Raw genomic sequence first — 22,565 nt, 5'->3', positions numbered from 1 at the left:
CTCCGTGAATTCCCGATGAGCCGCTTCTGGAGCCAGGTCGCCCGCGACCTCACCCCCTACGTCCCGGGCGAGCAGCCCAAGATCGCCAACCTGATCAAGCTCAACACCAACGAGCATCCCTTCCCGCCGTCGCCGCGGGTGGTCGAGGCGATCCGCGCCGAGCTCGGCGACGATGGCGCCCGCCTGCGCCTTTACCCGGACCCCAACGCCGACCGGCTCAAACAGGCAATCGCCGCCCGCCACGGCGTGACGACGCGCGAAGTCTTCGTCGGCAACGGTTCGGACGAGGTTCTGGCGCACGCTTTCCAGGCCCTGCTCAAGCACGACGCGCCGATCCTCTTCCCGGACATCACCTACAGTTTCTACCCGGTGTATTGCGGGCTCTACGGCGTCGACCACGTCGCCGTACCGCTGGCGGCCGACTTCTCGATCGATCCGGCCGATTATTGCGGTCAACGCGGCCCGAACGGAAAAATCGGCGGCATCATTTTCCCCAATCCGAATGCCCCGACCGGCTGCCTGCTCGCGCTCGACGCCATCGAGCGCATCGCTGCCGCCAACTCGGACTGCATCGTCGTGGTCGACGAGGCCTACATCGATTTCGGTGGCGAAACGGCCATTCCGCTGACCCGGTGCCACGACAATCTGCTGGTCATCCACACGCTCTCCAAATCGCGCTCGCTGGCCGGCCTGCGTGTCGGCTTTGCAGTTGGCCACGCCGATCTGATCGAAGCGCTGGAGCGGGTCAAGAACAGCTTCAATTCCTATCCGCTCGACCGCCTGGCCATCGTCGGCGCGGTAGCCGCGATCGAGGACGAAGCTTACTTCCGGCACTGCTGCGCCGCCGTCGTCGCCAGCCGCGAGACACTGAGTACCGACCTCGCCGGGCTCGGCTTCGAAGTGCTGCCATCGGCGGCCAACTTCATCTTCGCCCGCCATCCGCAACGCGATGCCGGCGAACTGGCTGGCTTGCTGCGCCAGCGCGGCATCATCGTCCGCCACTTCAAGCTGCCGCGCGTCGACCAGTTCCTGCGCATCACCATCGGCAGCGACGACGAATGCCGGGCGCTCGGCAACGCCTTGCGGGAAATCCTCGCATGAGCGATGAAGAGATCGTCTGGCGCCGCCCCGACGGGAGCATCGTCGCCTGCACCGAGAAGATCAAGGTGTTGCGCGAGAACCTCGCCGAACTGCGCCAGATCGCCCAGGATGCCTTCGAGGATGCGCTGCTGATGGAATGCGAGGAAAGCCAGATCCGGGCAGTCTTCCTGGAGCTCATCGAGCAACTGGAAAACCCCTACCCGTCGCCGTGAGTCGCCCGCCGCCCCCGACCAAGGCCGGCCGCCGGCCGCCGACAACCGCCGCCAGGCTGGCCGCCGCGGCCGCGGCCTACCAGGCGGACAGCGTCATCCCGCACTGCCCGGCTTGCGCCAGCCCGTGCTGCCGGCTCGACAAGCTGGTACTCGATCTGGACTGGCCGCAGGTCCGCACGCTGTGGCGGATCGACCAACCGCGCCAGAGTTTCGACCGCCAGTTGGCAAGCAGCGGCGAGCCGGTCGAGATTCGTGCCGCCAACGGCCGCTACTACGTCCACAGCAAGCCCTGTCCGGCCTACCTCGGTCCGCGCGGCTGCAGCATCTATGACCAACCGCTGAAACCGACGGGATGCACCGACTTTCCCGTGTATGAAGACGCCGGTGCGGTGATCGCTGACCTGCGCTGCGAGGCCGTCGACCTGGACGCCCTGCGCCGCCGGCTTGCCGAAGCCGTCGGTCCGGACCTGTCGATCCGCGAACGCGCCGACCGCGAATTCCCTTTCCTCGTCGAACTATCGACCAGGCCGACCGGCCGTCGCTGACCCGACTCAGATCAGGCCGAGCCCGCCGAGCAAGGCGCCGCCGGCGATGAACCACAGCGGATGCCAGGCAGTCTTCAGATTACCCAGCACGACGACCGCGATCAGGACCACTCCGGCCCAGCCGAGACCGGCCGACCGGGCAATCAGCGTCGCGCCCGAAAAGACCAGACCGACCGCCAGCGGCGCCACGCCGAGGCTGACCGCCTGCTGCCAGCGGCGGCCGGCGAAACTGTCCCAGCGATCAATCAGCAGGTAGATCAGCACGCTCATCGGCAGGCACATCGCCAGCGTCGTCGCCAGCGCACCGGCCAAGCCGGCGATTTCCCAGCCGATCAGCGTCACGACCAGCACGTTCGGTCCGGGCGCCGCCTGGGCAATGGCATAGAGATGCGTGAACGTGGTGGCGTCCAGCCAGTGATGCTGATCGACGACGACCCGGTGCATTTCCGGCAGCAAGGCCGTAGCACCGCCGAAGGCGATGAAGGAAAGCAGCGTGAATTCGAGGAAGAGCTGGACGACGATCATGCCCGCCCCAGACGCCACCAGGCCACGGCGCCGGCGGCCGCCAGCCCGCCCAGCATCACTGCCGGCATCGGCCAGCGCAGCCAGGCGATGGCGAGCACGGTCAACCCGGTAAACGGCAGGAAAAACAGCTTGTCGCGCAGCGCCGCGCCCATCCGCCAGGCCATCGCGAACAGCAAGCCACAACCGGCAGCGGCGACACCGCGCAACATGTCCTGGGCCAGCGGCAACTGCCCCCAGCGGTCGTAAGCCATGCCGAGCAGCAGAACGACCAGCATCGGTGCCAGCAGCATGCCGAGCGGTGCGACGATGGCGCCACGCCAGCCGTGGAAGCGCTTGCCGACGACGATCGACAGGTTCACCACGTTCGGCCCGGGCAGGAACTGGCAGAGGCCGAGTTGGGCGTTGAATTCCTCGGCGGATAGCCAGCCACGCTGCTCGACCAGCATGCGCCGGGCAAAAGGCAACACGCCGCCGAAGCCCGAAATGCCGACTGCCGCAAAACCGAAAAAAAGCGCCCGGAGATCCGGGCGCGGGGGATTTTGTGAATTTTCCACGGTCGACCGCAGAATTTGCCGAAAAATCAGTCGGCCAACCGGAACTCGGCCGACTTGGCGTGTGCCGGCAGCCCTTCGCCCTGCGCCAGCGTGGACGCGATGCGGCCCAGCGTCTGCGCGCCGGCCGGCGATACCTTGATCAGGCTGGTCCGCTTCTGGAAATCGTAGACGCCCAACGGCGACGAAAAGCGCGCCGAGCCGGAGGTCGGCAGCACGTGGTTCGGCCCGGCGCAGTAGTCGCCGAGCGATTCCGAGGTGTAGTGGCCGATGAAAATCGCCCCGGCGTGGTGGATCTTCTCGACCCACGGGTCCGGGTTGTCGAGCGCCAGTTCGAGGTGTTCCGGCGCGACGCGGTTGGCGATCGCCACCGCTTCTTCCATATCGCGCACCAGGATGAAGGCGCCGCGGTTGCTCAGCGAGGTGCGGATCACTTCCTGGCGCGGCATCGTCGGCAGCAGCTTTTCGATGCTCGCCTGGACGCGCTCGATGAAGGCGGCGTCGGTGCAGATCAGGATCGATTGCGCCAGTTCGTCGTGCTCGGCCTGCGAGAACAGGTCCATCGCCACCCAGTCCGGATTGCCGGTACCGTCCGAGACGACCAGGATTTCCGACGGGCCGGCGACCATGTCGATGCCGACGATGCCGAACACGCGGCGCTTGGCCGTCGCCACGTAGGCATTGCCCGGGCCGACGATCTTGTCCACCTGCGGCACGCTTTCGGTGCCGTAGGCCAGCGCGCCGACCGCCTGCGCACCGCCGATGGTGAACACGCGGTCGACACCGGCCAGGCAGGCTGCCGCCAGCACCAGTTGGTTGTGCTCGCCGCCCGGCGTCGGCACGACCATGATCAGTTCCTTGACGCCGGCGACCTTGGCCGGAATCGCGTTCATCAGCACCGACGACGGATAAGCCGCCTTGCCGCCCGGCACGTAGAGGCCGACGCGGTCGAGCGGCGTAATCATCTGACCGAGCAGGGTACCGTCGGCCTCGGTGTAGGACCAGCCGTCGAGCTTCTGCTTCTCGTGGTAGGCACGCACGCGCCGGGCAGCGGCTTCGAGCGCGGTGCGGCGGTCGGCGGGCAGGCCGGCGAGCGCCTTTTCCAGTTCGTCGCGCGACAGTTCGAGGTCGGCCATCGAGGCAGCGGAAAGGCGGTCGAAGCGGTTGCTGTAGTCGACCACGGCAGCGTCGCCGCGCGCTTTCACATCAGCCAGGATGCCGGCGACGGTGCGTTCGATGTTGTCGTCGGCAGCCGCCTCGAAGGCGAGCAGCGTCTTCAATTTCGCCGCAAAATCGGCGTCGACCGTGGACAAACGCTGGATGGCTATCGTCATTTACTTCTCCACCGCCTGCGCGAAGGCGTCGATGATCGGCTGCAGGATTTCGCGCTTGACCTTGAGCGCCGCCTGGTTGACCACCAGGCGCGAGGAAATGTCGACGATGTGCTCGACGGCGACCAGCTTGTTGGCCTTCAGCGTGCCGCCGGTCGACACCAGGTCGACGATGGCGTCGGCCAGCCCGGCCAGCGGCGCCAGTTCCATCGAACCGTAGAGCTTGATCAGGTCGACGTGCACGCCCTTGGCGGCAAAGTGCTCGCGCGCCGTCTTGATGTACTTCGAGGCCACCTTGAGCCGGGCGCCCTGACGCACCGCATTGGCGTAGTCGAAACCTTCCGGCACGGCGACCATCATCCGGCACTTGGCAATGTTCAGGTCGAGCGGCGCGTAGAGGCCGTCGCCGCCGTGCTCAATCAGCACGTCCTTGCCGGCGACGCCGATGTCGGCCGCGCCGTACTGGACGTAGGTCGGCACGTCGGTGGCGCGGACGATGACGACGCGGACGTCCGGCTGATTGGTGTCGATGATCAGCTTGCGGGAAGTTTCCGGGTTTTCCTTCGGCACGATGCCGGCGGCGGCAAGCAGCGGCAGGGTTTCGTCGAAGATGCGGCCCTTGGACAGGGCAATGGTGATACCGGTCACGGCATTCGTCTCGCGATTAAAAGCAGGATTTTACCGCAAAGCGCCCCGCGCCTTGCGCCGGCCGGGGAAGCGCTGATCGGCCCCGGCCGGCGGAATCGGATCAGCGGACGCGGCGCACGTTGGCACCGAGCGCCGCCAGCTTTTCCTCGATGCGTTCATAGCCGCGATCGAGGTGGTAAATGCGATCGATCAAGGTCTCGCCCTGGGCGACCAGGCCGGCGATGATCAACGAGGCCGAGGCGCGCAGATCGGTCGCCATCACCGTGGCGCCCTGCAGGCGGTCGACACCGCGTACGACGGCATTGTTGCCTTCGATCTGGATGTTGGCCCCCAGGCGCATCAGTTCATTGACGTGCATGAAGCGATTTTCGAAAATCGTCTCACGAATCGTTGCCACGCCATCGGCAACACAGTTCATCGCCATGAACTGGGCCTGCATGTCGGTGGGAAAGGCCGGGTAAGGTGCCGTGCGCAAACTGACGGCCTTGACGCGGGTCGGTGCCTGCAGGCGGATTGCATCGCGCTCGACGCCAACCTCGCAACCGGCATCCAGCAGTTTATCCACGACACTATCGAGATAAGCGGCCGACGTCCGGGTCAGCCGGATGTCACCGCCAGTGACCGCCGCCGCACACAGATAGGTACCGGTTTCGATGCGGTCGGGCATGATCGCATGCCGTGCGCCGTGCAGGCGCTCGACACCCTGAATGCGGATGACGTCGGTGCCGGCTCCGGAGATGCGGGCCCCCATGGATACCAGGCAATTGGCCAGATCGACCACTTCCGGCTCGCGGGCGGCATTTTCGATGATCGTTTCGCCATCGGCCAGGCAGGCCGCCATCATCAGGTTCTCGGTGCCGGTCACGGTCACCATGTCGGTGCAGATGCGCGCGCCTTTCAGGCGCTTGGCTCGGGCATGCACATAGCCGGCCTCGACGGTCACCTCCGCCCCCATTGCCTGCAGGCCCTTGATGTGCTGATCGACTGGCCGGGCACCGATTGCACAACCGCCGGGCAAGGACACCCGGGCTTCGCCGCAACGGGCAACCAACGGCCCGAGCACCAGGATGGACGCGCGCATGGTCTTGACCATCTCGTACGACGCCACCGGATTGTTCAAGCCGCGACCGTCGAGCGACAAGCCGTCGACGCCGTCCAGCGTGACACCGATGCCCATGTCGCCGAGCAGGCGCAGCATCGTCGAAATGTCGTTGAGATGCGGCACATTCGTCAGTTCGAGCGGATCGGCCGACAACAGGGACGCACAGAGAATCGGCAACGCAGCATTCTTGGCGCCGGAAATGGCAACTTCGCCGTTCAGGCGAGCCCCGCCCTGAATCAACAGCTTATCCACGTTGCACACTCCATTCTTCGGGGGTCAGCGTCTTGAAGGAAATCGCATGCAACTCGCCGGTCGCCAGTTTCTCCTGCAGCACCCGGTAAACATGTTGCTGACGCTGGACACGATTTTTGCCGGCAAATTCGGTACTGACCACGATGGCCTGGAAGTGCTGGCCATCGCCATCGAGTTCCAGGTAGTCGCAGGCCATGCCGGCGAGGATGAGTTGCTTGATCTGATCGGGATGCATGTTCTCAGGTTCTCAGTTTCCAGCCGCGCTTGAGCAGATGCAAGGTCAGCAGGGAGATGGCCAAAAGGCAAACGACGACGACCAGCAGGCTGATTTGCGGCGGCACGTCGGAGACGCCGAAAAAGCCATAGCGGAAGCCGTCTATCATGTAAAAGACGGGATTGTAATGCGACAGCCCTTGCCAGAATGCGGGCAACGTGTGAATCGAATAGAAGACGCCCGACAACATGGTCAGCGGCATGATCAGAAAATTCTGGAAGGCCGCCAGTTGGTCGAACTTCTCGACCCAGATGCCGGCGATCATGCCAAGTGCAGCAAACAGGGCGCCGCTCAACGCCGCAAACAGCAAAATCCAGCCCGGTGCTTCGGCCTGCAGTTCGACAAACCAGACCGTCGCCAGCAACACGCCGACGCCAACCATCAACCCGCGAAGCACGGCAGCCAGTACGTAGGCTGCAAAAAAAGCACCATAGGGTATCGGCGGCAGCAGCACGAAGACGATGGAACCGGTGATCTTGGCCTGGATCAGGCTGGATGACGAATTGGCGAAGGCGTTCTGCATCACCTGCATCATGATCAATCCTGGAATCAGGAAGCTGGTGTAGCGCACGCCATGCACCAGCACGCGATCGTCCAGCACATGACCGAAAATCAGGAGGTAGAGCAAGGCGGTCAACACCGGCGCGGCAACCGTCTGGAAGGCAACCTTCCAGAAACGCAGCACCTCCTTGTAGAACAGCGTCCAGAAACCGATCATCCCGCGTTAACCGTCCGGATGAACACTTCTTCGATGCTCGCCCCCGGATGGGCGGCCATCAGATTGGCGGTGGTATCGAGCGCCACGACACGCCCCTGCTTCATCAGCGCGATGCGCTGGCACATCGCTTCCGCCTCTTCGAGATAATGCGTGGTCAGAATGATCGTATGCCCCTCACGATTCAGGCGCCGGATGAATTGCCACAAGCCCTGTCGCAGCTCGACATCCACGCCGGCCGTCGGCTCATCGAGCACAATCACCGGCGGCTTGTGTACCAATGCCTGGGCAACCAGCACCCGCCGCTTCATCCCCCCCGAAAGCCGCCGCATGTTGTCATCGGCCTTGCCCGTCAGATCGAGGTTGGCGAGAATTTCATCAATCCAGTCATCATTGCGGCGAATGCCGAAGTAACCGGACTGAATGCGCAGCGTTTCGCGAACGCTGAAAAAAGGATCGAACACCAGTTCCTGCGGCACCACCCCGAGCGCCCGACGGGCGGCGCGGAAATCGCTTACAACATCGTGATCGAGTACCCGGATATGTCCACTATCCGGCCGGCACAGACCGGCCAGCGAAGAAATCAGCGTCGTCTTGCCGGCACCGTTCGGACCGAGCAGGCCGAAAAACTCACCTTGCGCGATATCCAGCGAGACCTCGTCAAGCGCCCTCAGGGCACCAAAGTTCTTGGCAACACGAAAAAAGGAAACGGCTGGCAGCATGAGCGAGGAGTCGGGGCGACCAATCAGGCTTGCGGCAACAGATCGTACACACCGTAAAGCTTTGCCAGCGAGAGTACCGCAGCCGGAATTCCGGTGAAACGGAGTGTCGACCGCAAGGAGCGTGCCGTACGGAGCCAGGCAAGCATCACGGCGATCGCCGAGGAATCGGCCGTCGGCACTGCCGACAAATCGACCAACAGGGGCTGGCCGACGATGACCGCCGCTCCCGCTTCCTGCAGACGACGAGCGTTGCCGGTCACCATCGGCACCGTCACGCGCAGGCCACCATCAACGGTCTCGATCATTTTGCCGACGATTTGCCCTGCCCTGCATCCAGCGACTTGTTCTTGGCCGCGATGCTGGCAATCAGGCCATCGATCCCACCTGCACGGACTTCCTGCGCGAACTGCTCCCGGTAGTTGGTCACCAGGCTGATGCCCGCCACCACCACATCGAACACCTTCCAGGCGCCATCCTGCAATTCCAGGTTGTAATCAATCTGAACCGGCTTCGCCCCGGGCTGAATCACTTCGGTTCGGACCAACACCTCGCTGTCGCCGGGATTCATGCGGAACGGCTTGAAGACAATCTTCTGGTTGCTGTAGCTGCTCAGCGCGTTGGCGTAGGTACGCACCAGCAGGTTACGAAACTCGTCGGCCAGGCGCTTCTTCTGATCGGCGTCTGCCCGCCGCCAGTCCTTGCCGACCGCCAGCGCGGTCATCCGTGAGAAATCGAAATACGGCAATACCTTGCTGTTGGCCAACGCGATGACCTTCTGGGTGTTGCCACCCTGAATTTCCTTGTCCTTGCGGATGGTCTCCAGCACCTCTTCGCTGACCCGCTTGACCATAGCATCCGGCGCCTCCTGTGCAATGGCAGACAAGGCAAGGCAACCGGCAAACAACAATGCAAAAAGCTTTTTCATGGGAAATCAGAAATCGTCACGACGCGGCGGCATGCCGTCGTAAATCTGGTTGCGGCGACGCTGCAGGTAGGCATCACGCAGATAGGCGTATTTATCCAGCGCGGCTTCTTCGACGATTTTATCGGCCGGCAGCAAGCTGGCCCGGATATCGACGAAACGCAGCACAACCGCACTGTTGCGTACGCCGACCGGACGGAAATAGGCAACCGGATCAGCCGCAAAGAAATCAACGGCCCAGCCCGCGGTATCCCGCGTCGTGCGCGGACCGATCACCGGCAGGAATACGAACGGGCCATCGCCAACCCCCCAGACCGCCATGGTCTGGCCGAAGTCCTCGTCATGACGCTCAAGGCCCAGTTCGCTGGCAACATCGAACAGACCGAAGATGCCGACCGTCGAATTGATCAGCAACCGACCGAAATCGCTGCCGGCATCACCAACCTTGCCTTGCATCAAGCTGTTGGCGCCGACCCAAAGATCACCAACATTACCGAAAAAATTGCCGACACCGGCCTTCATCGGCAAAGGCACCGTGGCATCGTAGGCCTGCGCGACGGGTCGAGTGGCATATTTGTCCAGCGCTTCGTTGACCGCGAACATCGAGCGATTGAAACCTTCGTAAGGGTCGCGCGGATTGCCCTCGGCCATCACGCCCCCCGCCATCGCCATCAGAGCGGCCCCGCCCAGCAGCCGGCAAGCCAATTTTCCGAACATGCCTGTCATTTACTGTCCTGTCCTTCAGCCGCCTTGTTGAAAAGGAACTGGCTGATCAGTTTTTCCAGCACCACCGCCGATTGCGTTTTGTTGATCGTCTCGCCCGGCTGCAGCATTTTTTCATCCCCACCCACATCGAGTCCGACGTACTGCTCCCCGAGCAAGCCAGCGGTATAGATCGACGCGAAAGTATCCCTCGGAAAGCGGTAGCGACCGTCGATGTTCATCGTCACGACAGCCTCGTAACTCTGCGGATCAAAACGGATGTCAGCAATACGTCCGACCAGAACTCCCGCACTTTTCACCGGGCCACGCACTTTCAGTCCGCCGATGTTATCAAACTTGGCTTGCAGCACGTAAGTTTCGGACAACTGCGCCGAAGACAGATTGCCGACCTTGAGTGCCAAAAACAACACGGCGGCAATGCCAAGAGCGACGAAGAAGCCGACCCACAGGTCGAGAACGGTACGATTCATGAAGTACCCCGGAACATGAACGAAGTCAGGAGAAAATCGAGCGCAAGGATGGTCATTGCCGATGAGACCACGGTTCGGGTAATCGCCCGGGAGACGCCCTCGGCCGTCGGCACCGAATCATAGCCTTCGAACACCGCAATCAAGGAGACCGCGAAACCGAAGACGACACTTTTGATGATGCCATTCACAATGTCATAGCGAAAATCGACGCTGGACTGCATCTGCGACCAGAATGCACCATCGTCGACCCCGATGAAGACAACGCCAATCAGCCAACCGCCAAACACCCCCATCGCCGAGAACATCGCGGCCAGCAACGGCATTGAGATGACCCCCCCCCAGAAACGCGGCGCCACGACGCGTGCCAACGGGTTGACCGCCATCATGTCCATCGCCTTCAACTGTTCGGTCGCCTTCATCAAACCGATTTCGGCAGTAATCGAAGAGCCGGCCCGGGAGGCGAACAGCAGACCGGCCACGACCGGCCCCAGTTCGCGAACCAGCGACAACGCGACGAGAATGCCCAGCGCCTCGGTCGAACCATAGCGTTGCAGCGTTTCATATCCCTGCAAGCCGAGAACCAGACCAACGAAGGTCCCCGAAACCAGAATGATGAGCAGCGACAGCACGCCGCTGAAGTAGATTTCGCGGATGGTCAACGGCAGGCGCCGGAACGCGGTACCGGAATGGCGCAGGATGGCAAAGAAGAAACGCGCGGCAAACCCCAGACGCCAGATACGCTCGACGACGGCATGCCCAAGCAGACGGATGACATCAAGCGGATTACGCACGGCGTTCCCCAAGAAAATCGTCCATGACGGAAACTGCCGGATAATCGAAATGAACTGGACCGTCCGCTTCCGCATGGACGAACTGGTGAACGAAAGGATCGGTGGAACGGCGAATTTCATCCGGAGAACCTTCGGCAACCACTTTGCCGCCGTTCAGGAAATAAATGTAATCGACGATCTGTAGCGATTCCTGAACATCGTGCGTGACCATGATCGAAGTCCCCCCCAGTGCGTCGTTCAGGGTCCGGATCAAACGCCCGATGACCCCCAGCGCAATCGGGTCCAGCCCGGTGAACGGCTCGTCGTACATGATCAGCATCGGATCGAGTGCCACCGCGCGAGCCAGGGCAACCCGCCGGGCCATACCCCCCGACAGCTCACCCGGCATCAATCCGCTGGCACCGCGCAGACCGACGGCCTCCAGCTTCATCAACACCAGATCGCGGATCATGGCCTCGCCGAGGTCGGTGTGCTCGCGCAGGGGGAAAGCCACGTTGTCGAAAACCGACATGTCGGTAAACAGCGCGCCGAACTGGAAAAGCATCCCCATCCGCCGGCGCAAACCGTACAACTCGCGCTCGGACATCCGGCAGACCTGGTGATTCTCCAGGCGAACGCTCCCGCCGGTGGGACGCAACTGGCCACCGATGCAGCGCAACAAGGTGGTCTTGCCGCACCCCGACCCCCCCATGATGGCCACCACCTTGCCACGCGGAATCCTCATGTTGATTCCTTGCAGCACGGGTCGCCCGTCATAGTCGAAGCAGAGGTCTTCGATGTCGACCAGGATGTCCTCGGCCAAAAGCCTGTTCCCCACGGATGAAAGAGTCGGCGCAGTTTACCAGAAGCACCGCTGGGGCGAAGAACCTCAATTAATGACAAATAGATTAATTGGGGTTATTGTTAACCCATTGTCATGAAACAACACCTGTCGTTTTCCCTCCTTCTCCTGACCGCCTGTGCCGGCCATCCGCCGCCACCCATCCCTGCACATCATTTGACAGCGCAAACGCAAATGAACGAAACCGCAACGCCCATCGCCGAGGAAACCGCACCGCTGGTCAAGACACCGGCCCTACCGACGCTTCGTCTCAGCGTCACGGTCAACCAGGTCAACGTGCGCGATCTGCTGTTTGCACTGGCACGGGACGCACGCCTGAATCTCGACATTGCGCCCGAACTCGACGGCAGGGTGACGCTCAATGCGGTCGACCAGCCACTTGACGCCATTCTTGCCAGACTGAGCAGGCAGATTCCCATGCGCATCGAATTGCACGAGGACAGCCTTCGTGTCACCCCCGACACCCCTTACCTCAAGCACTACCCGATCAACTATCTGAACCAGTCGCGCAAGGTGCAAGGCTCCATCTCGAACAGCATGCAGATCGGCGCCGCCGCCATGCAAGGCAGCATTCCCAACCAGTCCACCACCCGTATCGAAAACAACAGCCAGCACCATTTCTGGGAAAACATCGAAAAGGCACTTAGCAAGGCGCTCGGCAAGGAGCAAACCCCAAAAACCGATGGCGACGGACAAGCCCCGTATCTGATCGTCAATCCGGAAGCCGGCCTGGTCTCCGCATTTGCCACGCAGGCCCAGCACCACCAACTGCAACAACTGATCGGGCAGGCGGAAAGCGCCGTCAGAAGACAAGTGCTGATCGAAGCGACAATCGTCGAAGTTTCGCTCAGCGAAGGCCACGAACAAGGCATCGACTGGAGCGGGTTGATGCGTAGCGGGCTGATCGAGTATTCGGGAAACTCCCTGAAAGGTGCGGTCAACCTGCGCTACAACCGGAATGCCAATCCCAGCGCCCTGATCAGCCTGCTCGACAGCTACGGAACCGCCCGCGTGCTTTCCAGCCCGCGGCTTTCCGTGCTGAACAACCAGACAGCGCTACTGAAAGTCGTCGAGAACTACGTCTATTTCTCGGTCAAGGCAGACACGACGACGACGGCCAATGTTGGCACCACCGTCACCTATTCGACGACGCCGCAGACGGTGGCGGTCGGCCTGGTCATGGGCGTCACCCCCCAGATCGCTGCCGATTACAGTGTGGTACTCAACGTGCGACCGACGATCACCAGCATCGGCAGGGAAATCGCCGACCCGAACCCCGACTTGCGCAAGAACGGCATAGAAAACCTGGTTCCCGTGATCCGCACCCGGGAAATCGAATCGGTCATGCGCGTCGCCAACGGGCAGATCGCCGTGCTTGGCGGACTGATGGAAGAGCGCGTCGATTTCCGGACAAACCGTTTGCCCGCGCTGGGCGACATCCCCGTGGCAGGCGAATTGTTCACCAACCGGAACAACCAGAGCCGCAAGACCGAACTCGTCATTTTCCTGCGGCCCGTTGCCGTTATCGACCCGGATATCCGCAGCGATTACGCGCACCTCGCCGACACCTTGCCGGGCGAGAGCTTTCTTCATCCGCCAGCCCATGCCCGGCGCATCCCGGGTCACCAGCAAGGCAACCGGCAAAGCGAGGGGGCGCCATGAGACCCGGACTACTCGGCAAGCAACTGATTGAGCGCAAGCTGATCAATGAGGATCAATTGCGCATTGCCCTGCATGAGCAGAACAAGAAACACCGCCCGCTCGGCCGGATACTTCACGATTTTTCCTTTCTCTCCGACGAGACGATTCACGACGTGCTGGCCGAACAGCACGGCATGCGCCGTTTACCCCGGGAGATCCCGGTTGACACCGCGAATCCGGCGATTCCCGAAGCACTTGCCCGCCGCCTGGCCTGCCTGCCGGTCCGCCATGACCCGGTCGCCAAAAGACTGGAACTGGCGATTTCGGAAACCCAGGCCCTGCCGCACATCGACGAAATCAGGCAATTGCTCGGCGGCTATCAGATCGACCTGCTACTGGCCAGCCCGGGCGAAGTCGCCCGTGGTCAGGAAAAAATCTACGGGCACCAACTGTCGATCGATGAAATCGTCGCCGAACTCGACCTGCCGACGAATTCATCCGGGCGTCTGCGCGAAGGTCCGGCAATTCGCCTCGCCGATGCCCTGCTCAATGATGCCGTCCGCCGTCAGGCGTCCGACCTGCACCTCGAACCGGAAGCGAACAGCCTGCGCCTTCGTTATCGTATCGACGGACTGATGCAGACCATTCGCGTTCTGCCGAAATCCTGCTGGCCACAACTGTGCGGGAGGATCAAGGTGCTCGCCGGGATGAACATCGCCGAGTCGAGAGCACCTCAGGATGGGCGGATCGGCATACGTGTCAACGGCCGGGAGATCGACCTGCGCGTCGCCAGCCAACCCACTGTCAACGGCGAAAACATCGTGCTGCGCATCCTGGACCGGCACAAAGGGATCGTCCCGCTCGAAAAACTTGGCATGCCGAGCCCCGCGCTGGCCTCACTGCTGCAGATTCTCGAACGTCCGGACGGATTGCTGCTTGTTTGTGGCCCGACCGGCAGCGGCAAGACCACAACGTTGTATTCAGTGATCAAACGTCTCGACAGCGACGCCGTGAACATCATGACGCTCGAAGATCCGGTCGAATATCCTTTGCCAGGCATTCGCCAGACATCGCTGTCGGACAGCCTGAAAATGGATTTCGCAGGTGGCATCCGTTCAATGCTTCGCCAGGATCCAGACATCATGCTGATCGGCGAAATCCGCGATCCGGAGACCGCCCAAATGGGAATCCGGGCAGCACTCACCGGCCACCGGGTACTGGCCACCCTGCACGCAGGAGATGCCTTGAGCGCGCTGAATCGGCTCAACGAACTGGGTCTCGACGGACTTCGGCTGCAAGGCTGCCTGTCCGGGATCGTCGCCCAACGCCTGATACGACGACTTTGCCCGAACTGTCGTCAGCTTCGCGAATGCAACGCCAGGGAGCGAGCCCTGCTGCATCAGGAACAGACCTATGAGGCAAAAGGCTGTCACGAATGCGGAGGCAAGGGCTATCGTGGTCGCCTGGCTCTGTCGGAAGTGCTACGGATCACCCCGGCACTCGACGACCTGATCGGAACCGGTGCAACGCTGCCGCAGGTGCGTGTGCAAGCCCTGGGCGAAGCCTATCTGCCAATGCATCTGGCAGCCCTCGCGATGATCCGCCAGGGTTTGAGCACTTTCGCAGAGATCGGGCGAGTGATTGGCCTGGCGGAGTAAACCGGAGATGCACTACCGCTTCATCGCCCTGGACAACGAACAGCAACTGATTCGCGGCATCAGGTCGGCAGCAAGCCGTTCTCTGCTGGCTCAGGAGTTGCGCGACCAGGGGGCGGAAATATTGTCTGCCAGACCGGCACTGCCACCCCGTCCGATCCGACTGTCGCGGGCGGAACGAGCCGATTTCTGCCAACAGACCGGACATCTGCTGAAAAGCGGCATTCCGCTTCAACAAGCGCTCCACGATCTGTCCCAAGAAGCCGACATCCCTAGCCTGGGCAGATTCGCCGCCGAGCTGGGGCACAGGATTGCCGGAGGCCAATCGCTTTCAGGCGCGCTCGGTGAATTTCCTCGCGCCTTTTCCGGAGACGCCATCGGCATCATCGCCGCCGGGGAATACAGCGGACGACTCGACGAAATACTGCTTCGACTGGCCGACACGCTAAGGCGAACAGATCGGGAAATGGCCAAGTTGCGAACCCTGCTGCTCAAACCCACATTGGCGGCCGGCATGGTCCTCGCCGCCAGCGGTTTCCTGATGTTTGCCGTAGTCCCGCAGATCCGCCTGTTCCTGAATAGTCTCGGCATTCGATTACCCTGGCACAGTCGTGCACTCTTCTCGATCGCCGACTTTCTGGAGGCCAGCTGGCCGGGAGTACTGGCCGGCCTGGTCGTCATACCGATGATGGCAGGTATCGCCCTGAAACACTCTCCTGTGCTGAGACTGACCGTTTCGCGCGCCGCCCTGAATCTGCCCGGCATCGGAAAGCTGCTGTTCAAACAGCAGACCACATTGTTCGCCGAGCTGCTGTCGCTGATGTACGCAGCCGGCATCCCGCTCAACGATGCCTTGCGGCAGATTGGCAACTCCATCCCAAACGCCGCATTGCGCGCGAACATCCAGTCGCTGGAAAACGCCGTCTTGTCGGGTCTGAATTTAAGCAACGCCATGGCTGCCGACCGGCTCTATCCAGCTTCGCTGATCCGCGCCGTCAGCATCGGCGAAAGCACCGGCGAACTCGATAACACATTGATTCTATATGCTCGCCGCTGCAGCGAGGAAAGCGAACGGACAACGGCCCGTCTGCAAGCCGCCATCGAACCTGCCCTGACCCTGTGCATCGGCCTTCTACTGGGCTGGATCATGACAGCGACACTGCAACCGGTGTACGAAATCGTGGGAGGGGCCGTCCGGTGAAGCACTCGATACGGCTCCTGCTGGAAAGCTCGACACTCCAGGCCTGGGCATGGAATGCCGGCAAGGCACGGATGCTGGTCGAATTCCCCGCCACCCCCGAAGGACATACCGGTTTTCGCGAGTTCGCCAGACAAAACGGGCTTCGCCATCCTCGTCTGGTCACTCACGACGCTACGCTTGCACTGGCCCTGGAACAACTTCCCCCGGAACTGTCGCCACGACTGAAACGACAGCTGGCACAGGCGCATTGCCGCAAGCGTTTTCCGGACTGCCGCCATTTGATATTTCTTCCAGCCGAATACAGGCACAGGGCACTTCTTGCCGCATTAAGCATGGACGCCGAGTCTTCCGCATGGCTAAGCACCATCCTCGACGCGTCGGGCAAGTTGCATAGCCTGCACATCGACTGTCAGCTACTTCCTCTCCTGCTCCCGAAAAAAGCCACCGGCCTGATTTTCAGCCGCCACCGGCAAAGCTTGCAACTGACGCTGGTCGATCACGGACTGGTTCTGCATCGCCAAATCGTCAATCAACCGGAGCCCGCGGGGCTCAGCGAAGCGCTGTACCTCGCGGGACAATACGCAGACATGCTGAGACTGCCGGGCAAAGGATACTGGCTGATCGATGGCGATCAGACGAACCACTGCGACGGGGCCCCGGAGATCGAAAAAGTGCTTGCGCTTGCGGACTGCACCGGCCCGCTGCTGTCCTTATCCGATCGCAAATGGCCCGTACCGCACTTTGCCTCGCCGGAAGAGTCCGCCAGGCCTCCCCGGCAGCACTGGATAACCCTGCTTTCGCTCGGCGCGCTCCTATCGGGCGGCCTACTCGTTCATCGCTTCGCGCCCCCCGAAACTCCCCACGTCGCTCCTCAGCCCCTTTCCCCTCCGCCTGCCGGAGAAGCCAAGCTAGCGCGCCTCCCTGTGCCGCCTGCGGTCGTTGAAGACAAAGAACCGGGCCCTCAAGCCTCTCCGCGCTTCCAAGGTGAAATCCGTTTCCCGGACAAGCGTCGCGTGCTGTGGATCGACGATGTCGAAAGCCGGCAGGTTTCCGACGAGTTGCGCGTAGGCGATTCCTTGCACGCCCCCCTGCTCCCGCCCGGCAGCTTGCAGATCGCCCCTCGGGAGCTTTCGCAATGATCCCGAACCGCCACCGTCAGCAAGGCGCGGCCCTATTGCTGGTCAGCGCAGCGTTGTTTTCCGGCGGCCTGGGGCTCGTCCTGCACGAGCCAGCGAAAATCCGCAACGACAACCGGCAAATGCACATCCTGAAGGCTGCCAAGGCGGCCCTTATTGCCCGAGCCGCCACCGACGACAACCGGCCAGGCAGCCTGCCCTGCCCCGATCTCGCCACCGACAGCAGCGGCCTGGCCAATCGCCCCGGCGACGGCAAGGCCGACATGCTGACCCGCAACCAGTGTCCGAGCGTCATTGGCTGGCTCCCCTGGGTGACGCTCAACATGCCACCGCCCCGCGACACGGCCGGAGAAATGCTCTGGTATGTCATCGCACCGGGATTGCGCGATGACGACAGCGCGGCACCGATCAACGGCGAAACCCGCAGCGGCCTGCACCTGGAGGGATTCGGCGACGTCGCTGCCCTGCTGGTCGCCCCGGGCAGCCCGCTGTCGGGGCAACAAAGGCCATCGCTAAACCCTGGCGACTATGTCGAACACCGGTTGATCGACAACGGCGGCCTGAGCTTCCTGCAAGGCGCCGGTAACGACCTCGTCCTGCCGATCCGTCTCGACGAGGTGATGGCTGCAGCCGGGCAGCGTACCGCCAACGAAGTCCTGCGTTGTCTCGACAGTCACCAGGTGATCGCCGGCCAAGTGCCATGGCCGGCGGCTCCGGGCAATCCGGCTCGGCAGGGGCAACACGAACGACGCTTTGGACACCTGCCGCAGACCCAGCCCCGGGACAACATCCGTCAGGAAATGCAGCAGATCGCCGGCAAGTTGCTCGCCACCGACCTGCAGTTACGGACAGATGCACCGTCAATGCGGACAGCGCTTGAGCAGCAGGCCGAAATCGCTGCCTATGGCCGAAACTTCGCCGACGGACTGCAACGCGCAGCCCGGGAAATGTCCCGTATCGGGGGCGATCTGGACAATGCCGGCCAGCGCCTGGTGGACACCGTCGCCAAGGCGGTGGCCAACGACCGGATCGCCCGTAGCGAAGGGAGTGCAATCAGCCAGGATTCCGCCGTATTGCAGGAGCGCCTCGAGGCGCTCGACGATGCCATCGACCGGCTCGGTTTCGACGCCCTGGTCTGGCAAGCCGTCCGTCAGGGCAGACACGAAACGCCAGGCAGCACGCGGAACCGGACCAGGACGCTCGCCAGCTCGCTGAATGCCGCCAGCCAACGCTTCGCAGCGCAGGATCTGGCCGAACCACGGCCTCTGCAGCAAGCCATCGTTCCCTACGCCAACGCCATCGGCGCCGTTGCGGTCGACACCCTTGAACTGGCAAAAATCGTCGTCAGCCAGGCGTCGACCGCAGCCAGCGAAGCCGCGCTGAACAGTCAGCTGGCGAACACCCTGAGCACGCTGATTCTGGGCAAAAACCAGGCACTCGACAAACTCGCCGCCTGGCAATCGAAACCGACACCGACGAGCAGCTCGGAACTCTCGGCCGCGCTGCAGGCCGTCCGCGAGCAAAGTGCCCAGTTCTCCGCCGGCCTGCTTGCCCTGAGCGAAACGGCGATCGCTCAGCCAGCCGCCGCCTGGCCGCTGGCCTGGGCATCGGCACGCTGCGATTTCCTCGATCCGGCGCTTTCCGGCTGGTGGCAAAGTAATGCCTGGCACGCGCAGGTCTTTTACCAGATCGCCGGCGGCGGCCCACCGATCGAAGCCGGCGGACGCGACCGTCTCGAGCGGCTGGTCATCGTCGCCGGACCGCCAAAAAACGGACAGCAGCGCCCGTCGACCGCAGTTGCCGATTATCTGGAAGAAATCAACGCCGACGCTTCGCGCAACGGCGATGCCCAACGGCCGCTCCCGCGCTTCACACTTGCCGGCAGCGGCACCGGCATCAACGACCGGCTGGCTTACTGACGTGCGCCCGGACAACGGATTTTCGCTGATCGAAATGGCCATCGTGCTGGTCATCGTCGGCTTTCTGACCAGCAGCCTGCTCGGCTCGCTGCAGGCCAGACAACGAATCAGCGACGACCAGCGGATCGCCGAACGCCTACAGGAAATCGTCGACAGCCTCTACGGCTTCGCCGCCACCCAGGGCCGCCTGCCCTGCCCGGCGCCACCGCAACTGGCGACCGACATCGCCGAAGCCGGTTTCGAGGACTGCCGCCTGGAGCACGGCGTCATGCCCTGGCGCACGCTGAACCTGCGCGAACTGGATCCCTGGGGACAACGTTTCACCTACTACGCCCGGGCTGCTTTCACGGCCTTGCCGGCAGCCGGCGCGCTCGCCGGCTTCACCCTGGACAGCACCGGCAATGCCGTGGTCCGCCCGAGCGCCAGCGCCGGCAACAAGCTGGCCGACAGTCTGCCTTGTGTGATCGTTAGCCACGGCCCGAACGGTCTCGGCGGTTACCGCGCCTCCGGACAACGCAGTCCGGCCGGCGACCCCGACGAAGCCGAGAATGCCGACGCCGACCTGAACTTCGTCGACCGCCTGCCCGACGACAGCTACGACGACCGCCTAAGCTGGCCGATCCCCAGCGTTCTCAAGCTCCGGCTGATCGAAGCCGGACGCCTGCCCTGATTTCACCCACCAGCGACAAGGAGTGCATCATGCAACGCAAGCATCGCGGCTTCACCCTGATCGAAATCGCCATCGTCCTGATCATCATCGGCCTGCTGCTCGGCGGCGTCCTGAAAGGCCAGGAGATGATCAATCAGGGAAAAATTCGCAGTATCGCCAAGGAACTGGACAGCATTTCCGTTGCCGTGCTCGGTTACCGCGACCGTTACAAGGCGCTACCGGGCGACGATGACAAGGCAGACGGCCGCTGGGCCGGCATCGCAAAAGGTAACGGTAACGGCGCAGTCGGCGGCGACTTCAATTCGACAACGACCACGGACGAATCGAACATCCTGTGGCGCCACTTGCGACGCGCCGGCTTCGTCAGCGGCGACGCCAATGCCACCACCCTTCCGTTGAATGCCGCCGGCGGCATTCTCGGCGTGCAGAGCGACCTGAAGAATGCCGCCGGCACCCTGATTCCGGGGATGTCTGTCTGCGCCACGGAGTTGCCGGCGGCCGTCGCCAACGCCATCGACGCCCAGCTGGACGACGGCAAGCCGGATGCCGGCACGATTCGCGGTTTCTCTCAAAGTGCCGCCAACACGCCGGATCTGGACACGGCCATCACCGCCTACACCGACGACGGCAAGGCCTTGTTCACCCTGTGCAAACCGGTCTGATCAACGTTTGAGCAAGCGATCCTCGGCAGCCGCCACCGCGGCCGGCTCGCCGAGCAGGACGACGACATCACCCTCGGCCAGCGCCGTTTCCGGTGCCGGCTCCAGGGCCCGGATGCCGCGCCGCCGGATTGCGCTGACTTCGCAGCCGAGCTGATCGAGATTCAGCTCGGAAAGCTTGCGACCGATCCCCGCCGCCCCCGGCGTCAGCCAGATCGAATGCAACCGTGGCTGCCGATCCTCATCCTCGTCGCGATCCGACAGGCCGCGATAAAAACCGCGCAGCAATCGATAGCGCTGGGTACGTACCTGACGGATCCGCTTCAACACGCGGTTCATCGGTATGCCAACCAGCGCCAGCGCATGCGAAGCCAGCATCAGGCTGGCTTCGAGCATTTCCGGCACAACCTCGGCCGCCCCGGCCTTGGCCAGTTTTGCCATGTCCTTCTCGTCGACCGTACGAACGACCACGGGCAAGTCGGGACGGATCGACTGGACGTGGTGCAGGACTTTCTCGGCCAGCGGCGTATCGCTCATCGTCACAATCACCACACTGGCGCGCATCAGCCCCGCCGCCATCAACGCCTCCTTGCGCCCGGCATCGCCAAAAACCACGCTCTCGCCCCCGGCCGCCGCTTCGCGTACCCGATCCGGATCGAGGTCCAGTGCAATGCTCTGCACCCCTTCCTGCGCCAGGAAGCGGGCGAGATATTGACCGTTGCGACCGAAACCGCACAGGATCGCATGCTTCTCGGAAGCCATCGACTGGGCCGCAATCTGGGTCAGCTGCATCGACCGCATCAACCACTCGCTGGCCACAAAACGCATCACCAGACGCTCGCTGTACTGCACGATGAAAGGCGCCAGCAGCATCGACAACACCAGTGCCGTCAGCGCCACCTGGGTCACCGAACGCGGCATGTTGATCACGTCGAGCAACACGAAGCCGAATTCCCCGCCGGCACACAACCACAGGGCCGAGCGGATGGCATTGCCGGCCGTGCCCCCCAGCCGCCACGACAGAAAACCGACGATCAAGGCCTTGATCAGCAGCAGCGCGGCGAGCAACAGGAGTACCTGCCACCACAGGCCGATCAGGATATGCATGTCGAGCTTGATGCCGATGGTCACGAAGAAAAGCCCCATCAACACGTCGCGGAATGGCTTGATGTCCTCCTCCACTTGCAGACGGTATTCGGTCTCCGATATCAGCATGCCGGCGACGAAAGCCCCCAGGGCCAGCGAAAGACCGGCCAGTTCGGTGACCGTTGCCAGCCCCAGCGTGATCAGCAGTACGTTGAGCACGAACACTTCGGAAGACTTGGCGCGGGCGACCAGATAGAACCACTTGCGCATCAGGCGCTGACCAAAAACCAGGATGACCGCCAGCACAACCACCGCCTTGAGCAAAGCGACCCCCATCAGGGCCGCCAGCTTTTCCGGCGGTTGCGTTAGCGAAGGCAGCAGGACCAGCAGCGGTACCACCGCCAGATCCTGGAACAACAGCACGCCGATCACTTCGCGGCCATGCACCGTATCCAGTGCCATGCGCTCGGCCAGCAATTTGCTCAGCACCGCGGTCGACGACATCGCGAAAACGGCACCCAGCGCGATCCCGATCTGCCAGGTGATCCCGAGCGACAGGCTCAAGCCAAGCGTGACCAACAGCGTCACCACCACTTGCAGCAATCCCAGACCGAAAACGATGCGCTTCATCGCATAAAGCTTGGGCAGGGAAAACTCGAGTCCGATCGAGAACATCAGGAACACGACACCGAACTCCGCCAGATACTCCACATTGTGGAGATCGGACATCAGGTTCAGCGCATGCGGCCCGATGATGCTGCCAACCGCCAGATAACCGAGCACCGGCGGCAGATTGAAGCGACGAAAGACAACCACGGCAAGCACGGAGGCACCGAGGAGCAAAAGGACGAGGGGGAGCGCGCTCAAGGCAGG

25 protein-coding genes and 1 pseudogene are annotated in these 22,565 nt (G+C 62.7%); 10 read left to right on the top strand and 16 right to left on the bottom strand.

Annotated features, from left to right (window positions below; translation table 11 throughout):
• Window positions 1-15 precede the first annotated feature (15 nt).
• The 3 genes from hisC to L0962_RS04345 are packed head-to-tail and all read left to right on the top strand — an operon-like array spanning window position 16 to window position 1,858.
• Entirely contained in the window at window positions 16-1,101 is a 1,086-nt protein-coding gene (gene hisC / locus L0962_RS04355; RefSeq protein ID WP_234084598.1) for a histidinol-phosphate transaminase, read from the top strand.
• On the top strand, window positions 1,098-1,313 hold the full coding sequence (locus L0962_RS04350) for a hypothetical protein (protein ID WP_234084596.1): 216 nt from the start codon (window positions 1,098-1,100) through the stop codon (window positions 1,311-1,313). Before hisC ends, L0962_RS04350 begins: the two co-directional genes overlap by 4 nt.
• Window positions 1,310-1,858: a hypothetical protein gene (locus L0962_RS04345; RefSeq protein ID WP_234084594.1), complete on the top strand. Its 549-nt coding sequence runs from the start codon at window positions 1,310-1,312 to the stop codon at window positions 1,856-1,858. The genes L0962_RS04350 and L0962_RS04345 overlap by 4 nt, the downstream gene beginning before the upstream one ends.
• A gap of 6 nt (window positions 1,859-1,864) precedes the next feature.
• Here L0962_RS04345 and L0962_RS04340 read toward each other — a convergent pair whose 3' ends face one another.
• The 14 genes and pseudogenes from L0962_RS04340 to L0962_RS04275 all read right to left on the bottom strand — a co-directional run bounded on the left by L0962_RS04340 (window position 1,865) and on the right by L0962_RS04275 (window position 11,686).
• Complete coding sequence (locus L0962_RS04340; RefSeq protein WP_234084592.1) at window positions 1,865-2,383, bottom strand: chromate transporter; 519 nt, start codon at window positions 2,381-2,383, stop codon at window positions 1,865-1,867.
• Window positions 2,380-2,937, bottom strand: coding sequence for a chromate transporter (locus tag L0962_RS04335; RefSeq protein WP_367398012.1), 558 nt, complete (start codon window positions 2,935-2,937; stop codon window positions 2,380-2,382). The genes L0962_RS04340 and L0962_RS04335 overlap by 4 nt, the downstream gene beginning before the upstream one ends.
• A gap of 26 nt (window positions 2,938-2,963) precedes the next feature.
• The gene (gene hisD / locus L0962_RS04330; RefSeq protein WP_234084588.1) at window positions 2,964-4,268 is read right to left on the bottom strand and encodes a histidinol dehydrogenase; all 1,305 of its coding nucleotides are present in this window, start codon (window positions 4,266-4,268) and stop codon (window positions 2,964-2,966) included.
• Complete coding sequence (gene hisG, locus L0962_RS04325) at window positions 4,269-4,913, bottom strand: ATP phosphoribosyltransferase (protein WP_234084586.1); 645 nt, start codon at window positions 4,911-4,913, stop codon at window positions 4,269-4,271. It lies immediately after the preceding gene.
• Between the two features lie 100 nt (window positions 4,914-5,013).
• Window positions 5,014-6,267 carry a UDP-N-acetylglucosamine 1-carboxyvinyltransferase gene (gene murA / locus L0962_RS04320; protein WP_234084584.1) on the bottom strand — a complete coding sequence of 418 codons (1,254 nt, stop codon included), beginning with the start codon at window positions 6,265-6,267 and terminating at the stop codon, window positions 5,014-5,016.
• The gene (locus L0962_RS04315; protein ID WP_234084582.1) at window positions 6,260-6,502 is read right to left on the bottom strand and encodes a BolA family protein; all 243 of its coding nucleotides are present in this window, start codon (window positions 6,500-6,502) and stop codon (window positions 6,260-6,262) included. The genes murA and L0962_RS04315 overlap by 8 nt, the downstream gene beginning before the upstream one ends.
• 4 nt (window positions 6,503-6,506) lie before the next feature.
• Window positions 6,507-7,259 (bottom strand): ABC transporter permease, encoded by a 753-nt coding sequence (locus L0962_RS04310; protein WP_234084580.1) that lies wholly within the window; start codon window positions 7,257-7,259, stop codon window positions 6,507-6,509.
• Window positions 7,260-7,315: 56 nt separating this feature from the next.
• A pseudogene (locus tag L0962_RS04305) lies at window positions 7,316-7,978 on the bottom strand (ABC transporter ATP-binding protein); the annotation flags it as partial.
• A 23-nt stretch (window positions 7,979-8,001) separates the two neighbouring features.
• The gene (locus L0962_RS04300; RefSeq protein ID WP_234084578.1) at window positions 8,002-8,283 is read right to left on the bottom strand and encodes a lipid asymmetry maintenance protein MlaB; all 282 of its coding nucleotides are present in this window, start codon (window positions 8,281-8,283) and stop codon (window positions 8,002-8,004) included.
• Window positions 8,280-8,903, bottom strand: a complete 624-nt coding sequence (locus L0962_RS04295) for a phospholipid-binding protein MlaC (protein ID WP_234084576.1) — start codon at window positions 8,901-8,903, stop codon at window positions 8,280-8,282. Before L0962_RS04295 ends, L0962_RS04300 begins: the two co-directional genes overlap by 4 nt.
• 6 nt (window positions 8,904-8,909) lie before the next feature.
• On the bottom strand, window positions 8,910-9,626 hold the full coding sequence (locus L0962_RS04290; RefSeq protein WP_234084574.1) for a VacJ family lipoprotein: 717 nt from the start codon (window positions 9,624-9,626) through the stop codon (window positions 8,910-8,912).
• On the bottom strand, window positions 9,623-10,093 hold the full coding sequence (mlaD, locus tag L0962_RS04285) for an outer membrane lipid asymmetry maintenance protein MlaD (protein ID WP_234084572.1): 471 nt from the start codon (window positions 10,091-10,093) through the stop codon (window positions 9,623-9,625). Before mlaD ends, L0962_RS04290 begins: the two co-directional genes overlap by 4 nt.
• Window positions 10,090-10,884 carry a lipid asymmetry maintenance ABC transporter permease subunit MlaE gene (gene mlaE / locus L0962_RS04280; protein WP_234085085.1) on the bottom strand — a complete coding sequence of 265 codons (795 nt, stop codon included), beginning with the start codon at window positions 10,882-10,884 and terminating at the stop codon, window positions 10,090-10,092. Before mlaE ends, mlaD begins: the two co-directional genes overlap by 4 nt.
• The gene (locus tag L0962_RS04275) at window positions 10,877-11,686 is read right to left on the bottom strand and encodes an ABC transporter ATP-binding protein (RefSeq protein ID WP_234084570.1); all 810 of its coding nucleotides are present in this window, start codon (window positions 11,684-11,686) and stop codon (window positions 10,877-10,879) included. The genes mlaE and L0962_RS04275 overlap by 8 nt, the downstream gene beginning before the upstream one ends.
• Before the next feature lie 213 nt (window positions 11,687-11,899).
• On the opposite strand from L0962_RS04275, the gene L0962_RS04270 reads away from it, so the two are divergent.
• Complete coding sequence (locus L0962_RS04270) at window positions 11,900-13,387, top strand: hypothetical protein (protein ID WP_234084568.1); 1,488 nt, start codon at window positions 11,900-11,902, stop codon at window positions 13,385-13,387.
• Window positions 13,388-13,395: 8 nt separating this feature from the next.
• Here the strand turns inward: L0962_RS04270 and L0962_RS18275 are convergent, their stop codons facing one another.
• On the bottom strand, window positions 13,396-13,536 hold the full coding sequence (locus L0962_RS18275; protein ID WP_367398011.1) for a hypothetical protein: 141 nt from the start codon (window positions 13,534-13,536) through the stop codon (window positions 13,396-13,398).
• Window positions 13,537-13,539: 3 nt separating this feature from the next.
• On the opposite strand from L0962_RS18275, the gene L0962_RS04265 reads away from it, so the two are divergent.
• From L0962_RS04265 to L0962_RS04240, 6 genes are all read left to right on the top strand, one after another.
• Window positions 13,540-15,024, top strand: coding sequence for a GspE/PulE family protein (locus L0962_RS04265; protein WP_367398010.1), 1,485 nt, complete (start codon window positions 13,540-13,542; stop codon window positions 15,022-15,024).
• Between the two features lie 7 nt (window positions 15,025-15,031).
• Window positions 15,032-16,222, top strand: a complete 1,191-nt coding sequence (locus L0962_RS04260) for a type II secretion system F family protein (protein ID WP_234084564.1) — start codon at window positions 15,032-15,034, stop codon at window positions 16,220-16,222.
• Window positions 16,223-16,293: 71 nt separating this feature from the next.
• Window positions 16,294-17,361: a hypothetical protein gene (locus tag L0962_RS04255; RefSeq protein WP_234084562.1), complete on the top strand. Its 1,068-nt coding sequence runs from the start codon at window positions 16,294-16,296 to the stop codon at window positions 17,359-17,361.
• Window positions 17,358-19,277, top strand: a complete 1,920-nt coding sequence (locus tag L0962_RS04250) for a hypothetical protein (protein ID WP_234084560.1) — start codon at window positions 17,358-17,360, stop codon at window positions 19,275-19,277. Before L0962_RS04255 ends, L0962_RS04250 begins: the two co-directional genes overlap by 4 nt.
• Window position 19,278: 1 nt before the next feature.
• Window positions 19,279-19,947 carry a type II secretion system protein gene (locus L0962_RS04245; protein WP_234084558.1) on the top strand — a complete coding sequence of 223 codons (669 nt, stop codon included), beginning with the start codon at window positions 19,279-19,281 and terminating at the stop codon, window positions 19,945-19,947.
• A 29-nt stretch (window positions 19,948-19,976) separates the two neighbouring features.
• Window positions 19,977-20,609, top strand: a complete 633-nt coding sequence (locus tag L0962_RS04240; protein WP_234084556.1) for a prepilin-type N-terminal cleavage/methylation domain-containing protein — start codon at window positions 19,977-19,979, stop codon at window positions 20,607-20,609.
• Here L0962_RS04240 and L0962_RS04235 read toward each other — a convergent pair whose 3' ends face one another.
• Window positions 20,610-22,559, bottom strand: a complete 1,950-nt coding sequence (locus tag L0962_RS04235; RefSeq protein WP_234084553.1) for a monovalent cation:proton antiporter family protein — start codon at window positions 22,557-22,559, stop codon at window positions 20,610-20,612.
• Window positions 22,560-22,565: the final 6 nt, after the last annotated feature.

Source organism: Azonexus sp. R2A61 (assembly GCF_021401135.1).
Classification (GTDB): Bacteria; Pseudomonadota; Gammaproteobacteria; order Burkholderiales; family Rhodocyclaceae; genus Azonexus.
This window is presented reverse-complemented; position numbering and strand designations above follow the sequence as displayed.

Excerpts from the sequence above, each read along its gene's own strand:
- hisC (WP_234084598.1), top strand. The coding sequence starts at position 16 with ATGAGCCGCTTCTGGAGCCAGGTCGCCCGCGACCTCACCCCCTACGTC.
- L0962_RS04350 (WP_234084596.1), top strand. The coding sequence starts at position 1,098 with ATGAGCGATGAAGAGATCGTCTGGCGCCGCCCCGACGGGAGCATCGTC.
- L0962_RS04340 (WP_234084592.1), bottom strand. The coding sequence starts at position 2,383 with ATGATCGTCGTCCAGCTCTTCCTCGAATTCACGCTGCTTTCCTTCATC.
- hisD (WP_234084588.1), bottom strand. The coding sequence starts at position 4,268 with ATGACGATAGCCATCCAGCGTTTGTCCACGGTCGACGCCGATTTTGCG.
- L0962_RS04315 (WP_234084582.1), bottom strand. The coding sequence starts at position 6,502 with ATGCATCCCGATCAGATCAAGCAACTCATCCTCGCCGGCATGGCCTGC.
- L0962_RS04310 (WP_234084580.1), bottom strand. The coding sequence starts at position 7,259 with ATGATCGGTTTCTGGACGCTGTTCTACAAGGAGGTGCTGCGTTTCTGG.
- L0962_RS04300 (WP_234084578.1), bottom strand. The coding sequence starts at position 8,283 with ATGATCGAGACCGTTGATGGTGGCCTGCGCGTGACGGTGCCGATGGTG.
- L0962_RS04295 (WP_234084576.1), bottom strand. The coding sequence starts at position 8,903 with ATGAAAAAGCTTTTTGCATTGTTGTTTGCCGGTTGCCTTGCCTTGTCT.
- L0962_RS04290 (WP_234084574.1), bottom strand. The coding sequence starts at position 9,626 with ATGACAGGCATGTTCGGAAAATTGGCTTGCCGGCTGCTGGGCGGGGCC.
- mlaD (WP_234084572.1), bottom strand. The coding sequence starts at position 10,093 with ATGAATCGTACCGTTCTCGACCTGTGGGTCGGCTTCTTCGTCGCTCTT.
- L0962_RS04270 (WP_234084568.1), top strand. The coding sequence starts at position 11,900 with ATGAACGAAACCGCAACGCCCATCGCCGAGGAAACCGCACCGCTGGTC.
- L0962_RS04260 (WP_234084564.1), top strand. The coding sequence starts at position 15,032 with ATGCACTACCGCTTCATCGCCCTGGACAACGAACAGCAACTGATTCGC.
- L0962_RS04255 (WP_234084562.1), top strand. The coding sequence starts at position 16,294 with ATGCTGGTCGAATTCCCCGCCACCCCCGAAGGACATACCGGTTTTCGC.
- L0962_RS04250 (WP_234084560.1), top strand. The coding sequence starts at position 17,358 with ATGATCCCGAACCGCCACCGTCAGCAAGGCGCGGCCCTATTGCTGGTC.
- L0962_RS04240 (WP_234084556.1), top strand. The coding sequence starts at position 19,977 with ATGCAACGCAAGCATCGCGGCTTCACCCTGATCGAAATCGCCATCGTC.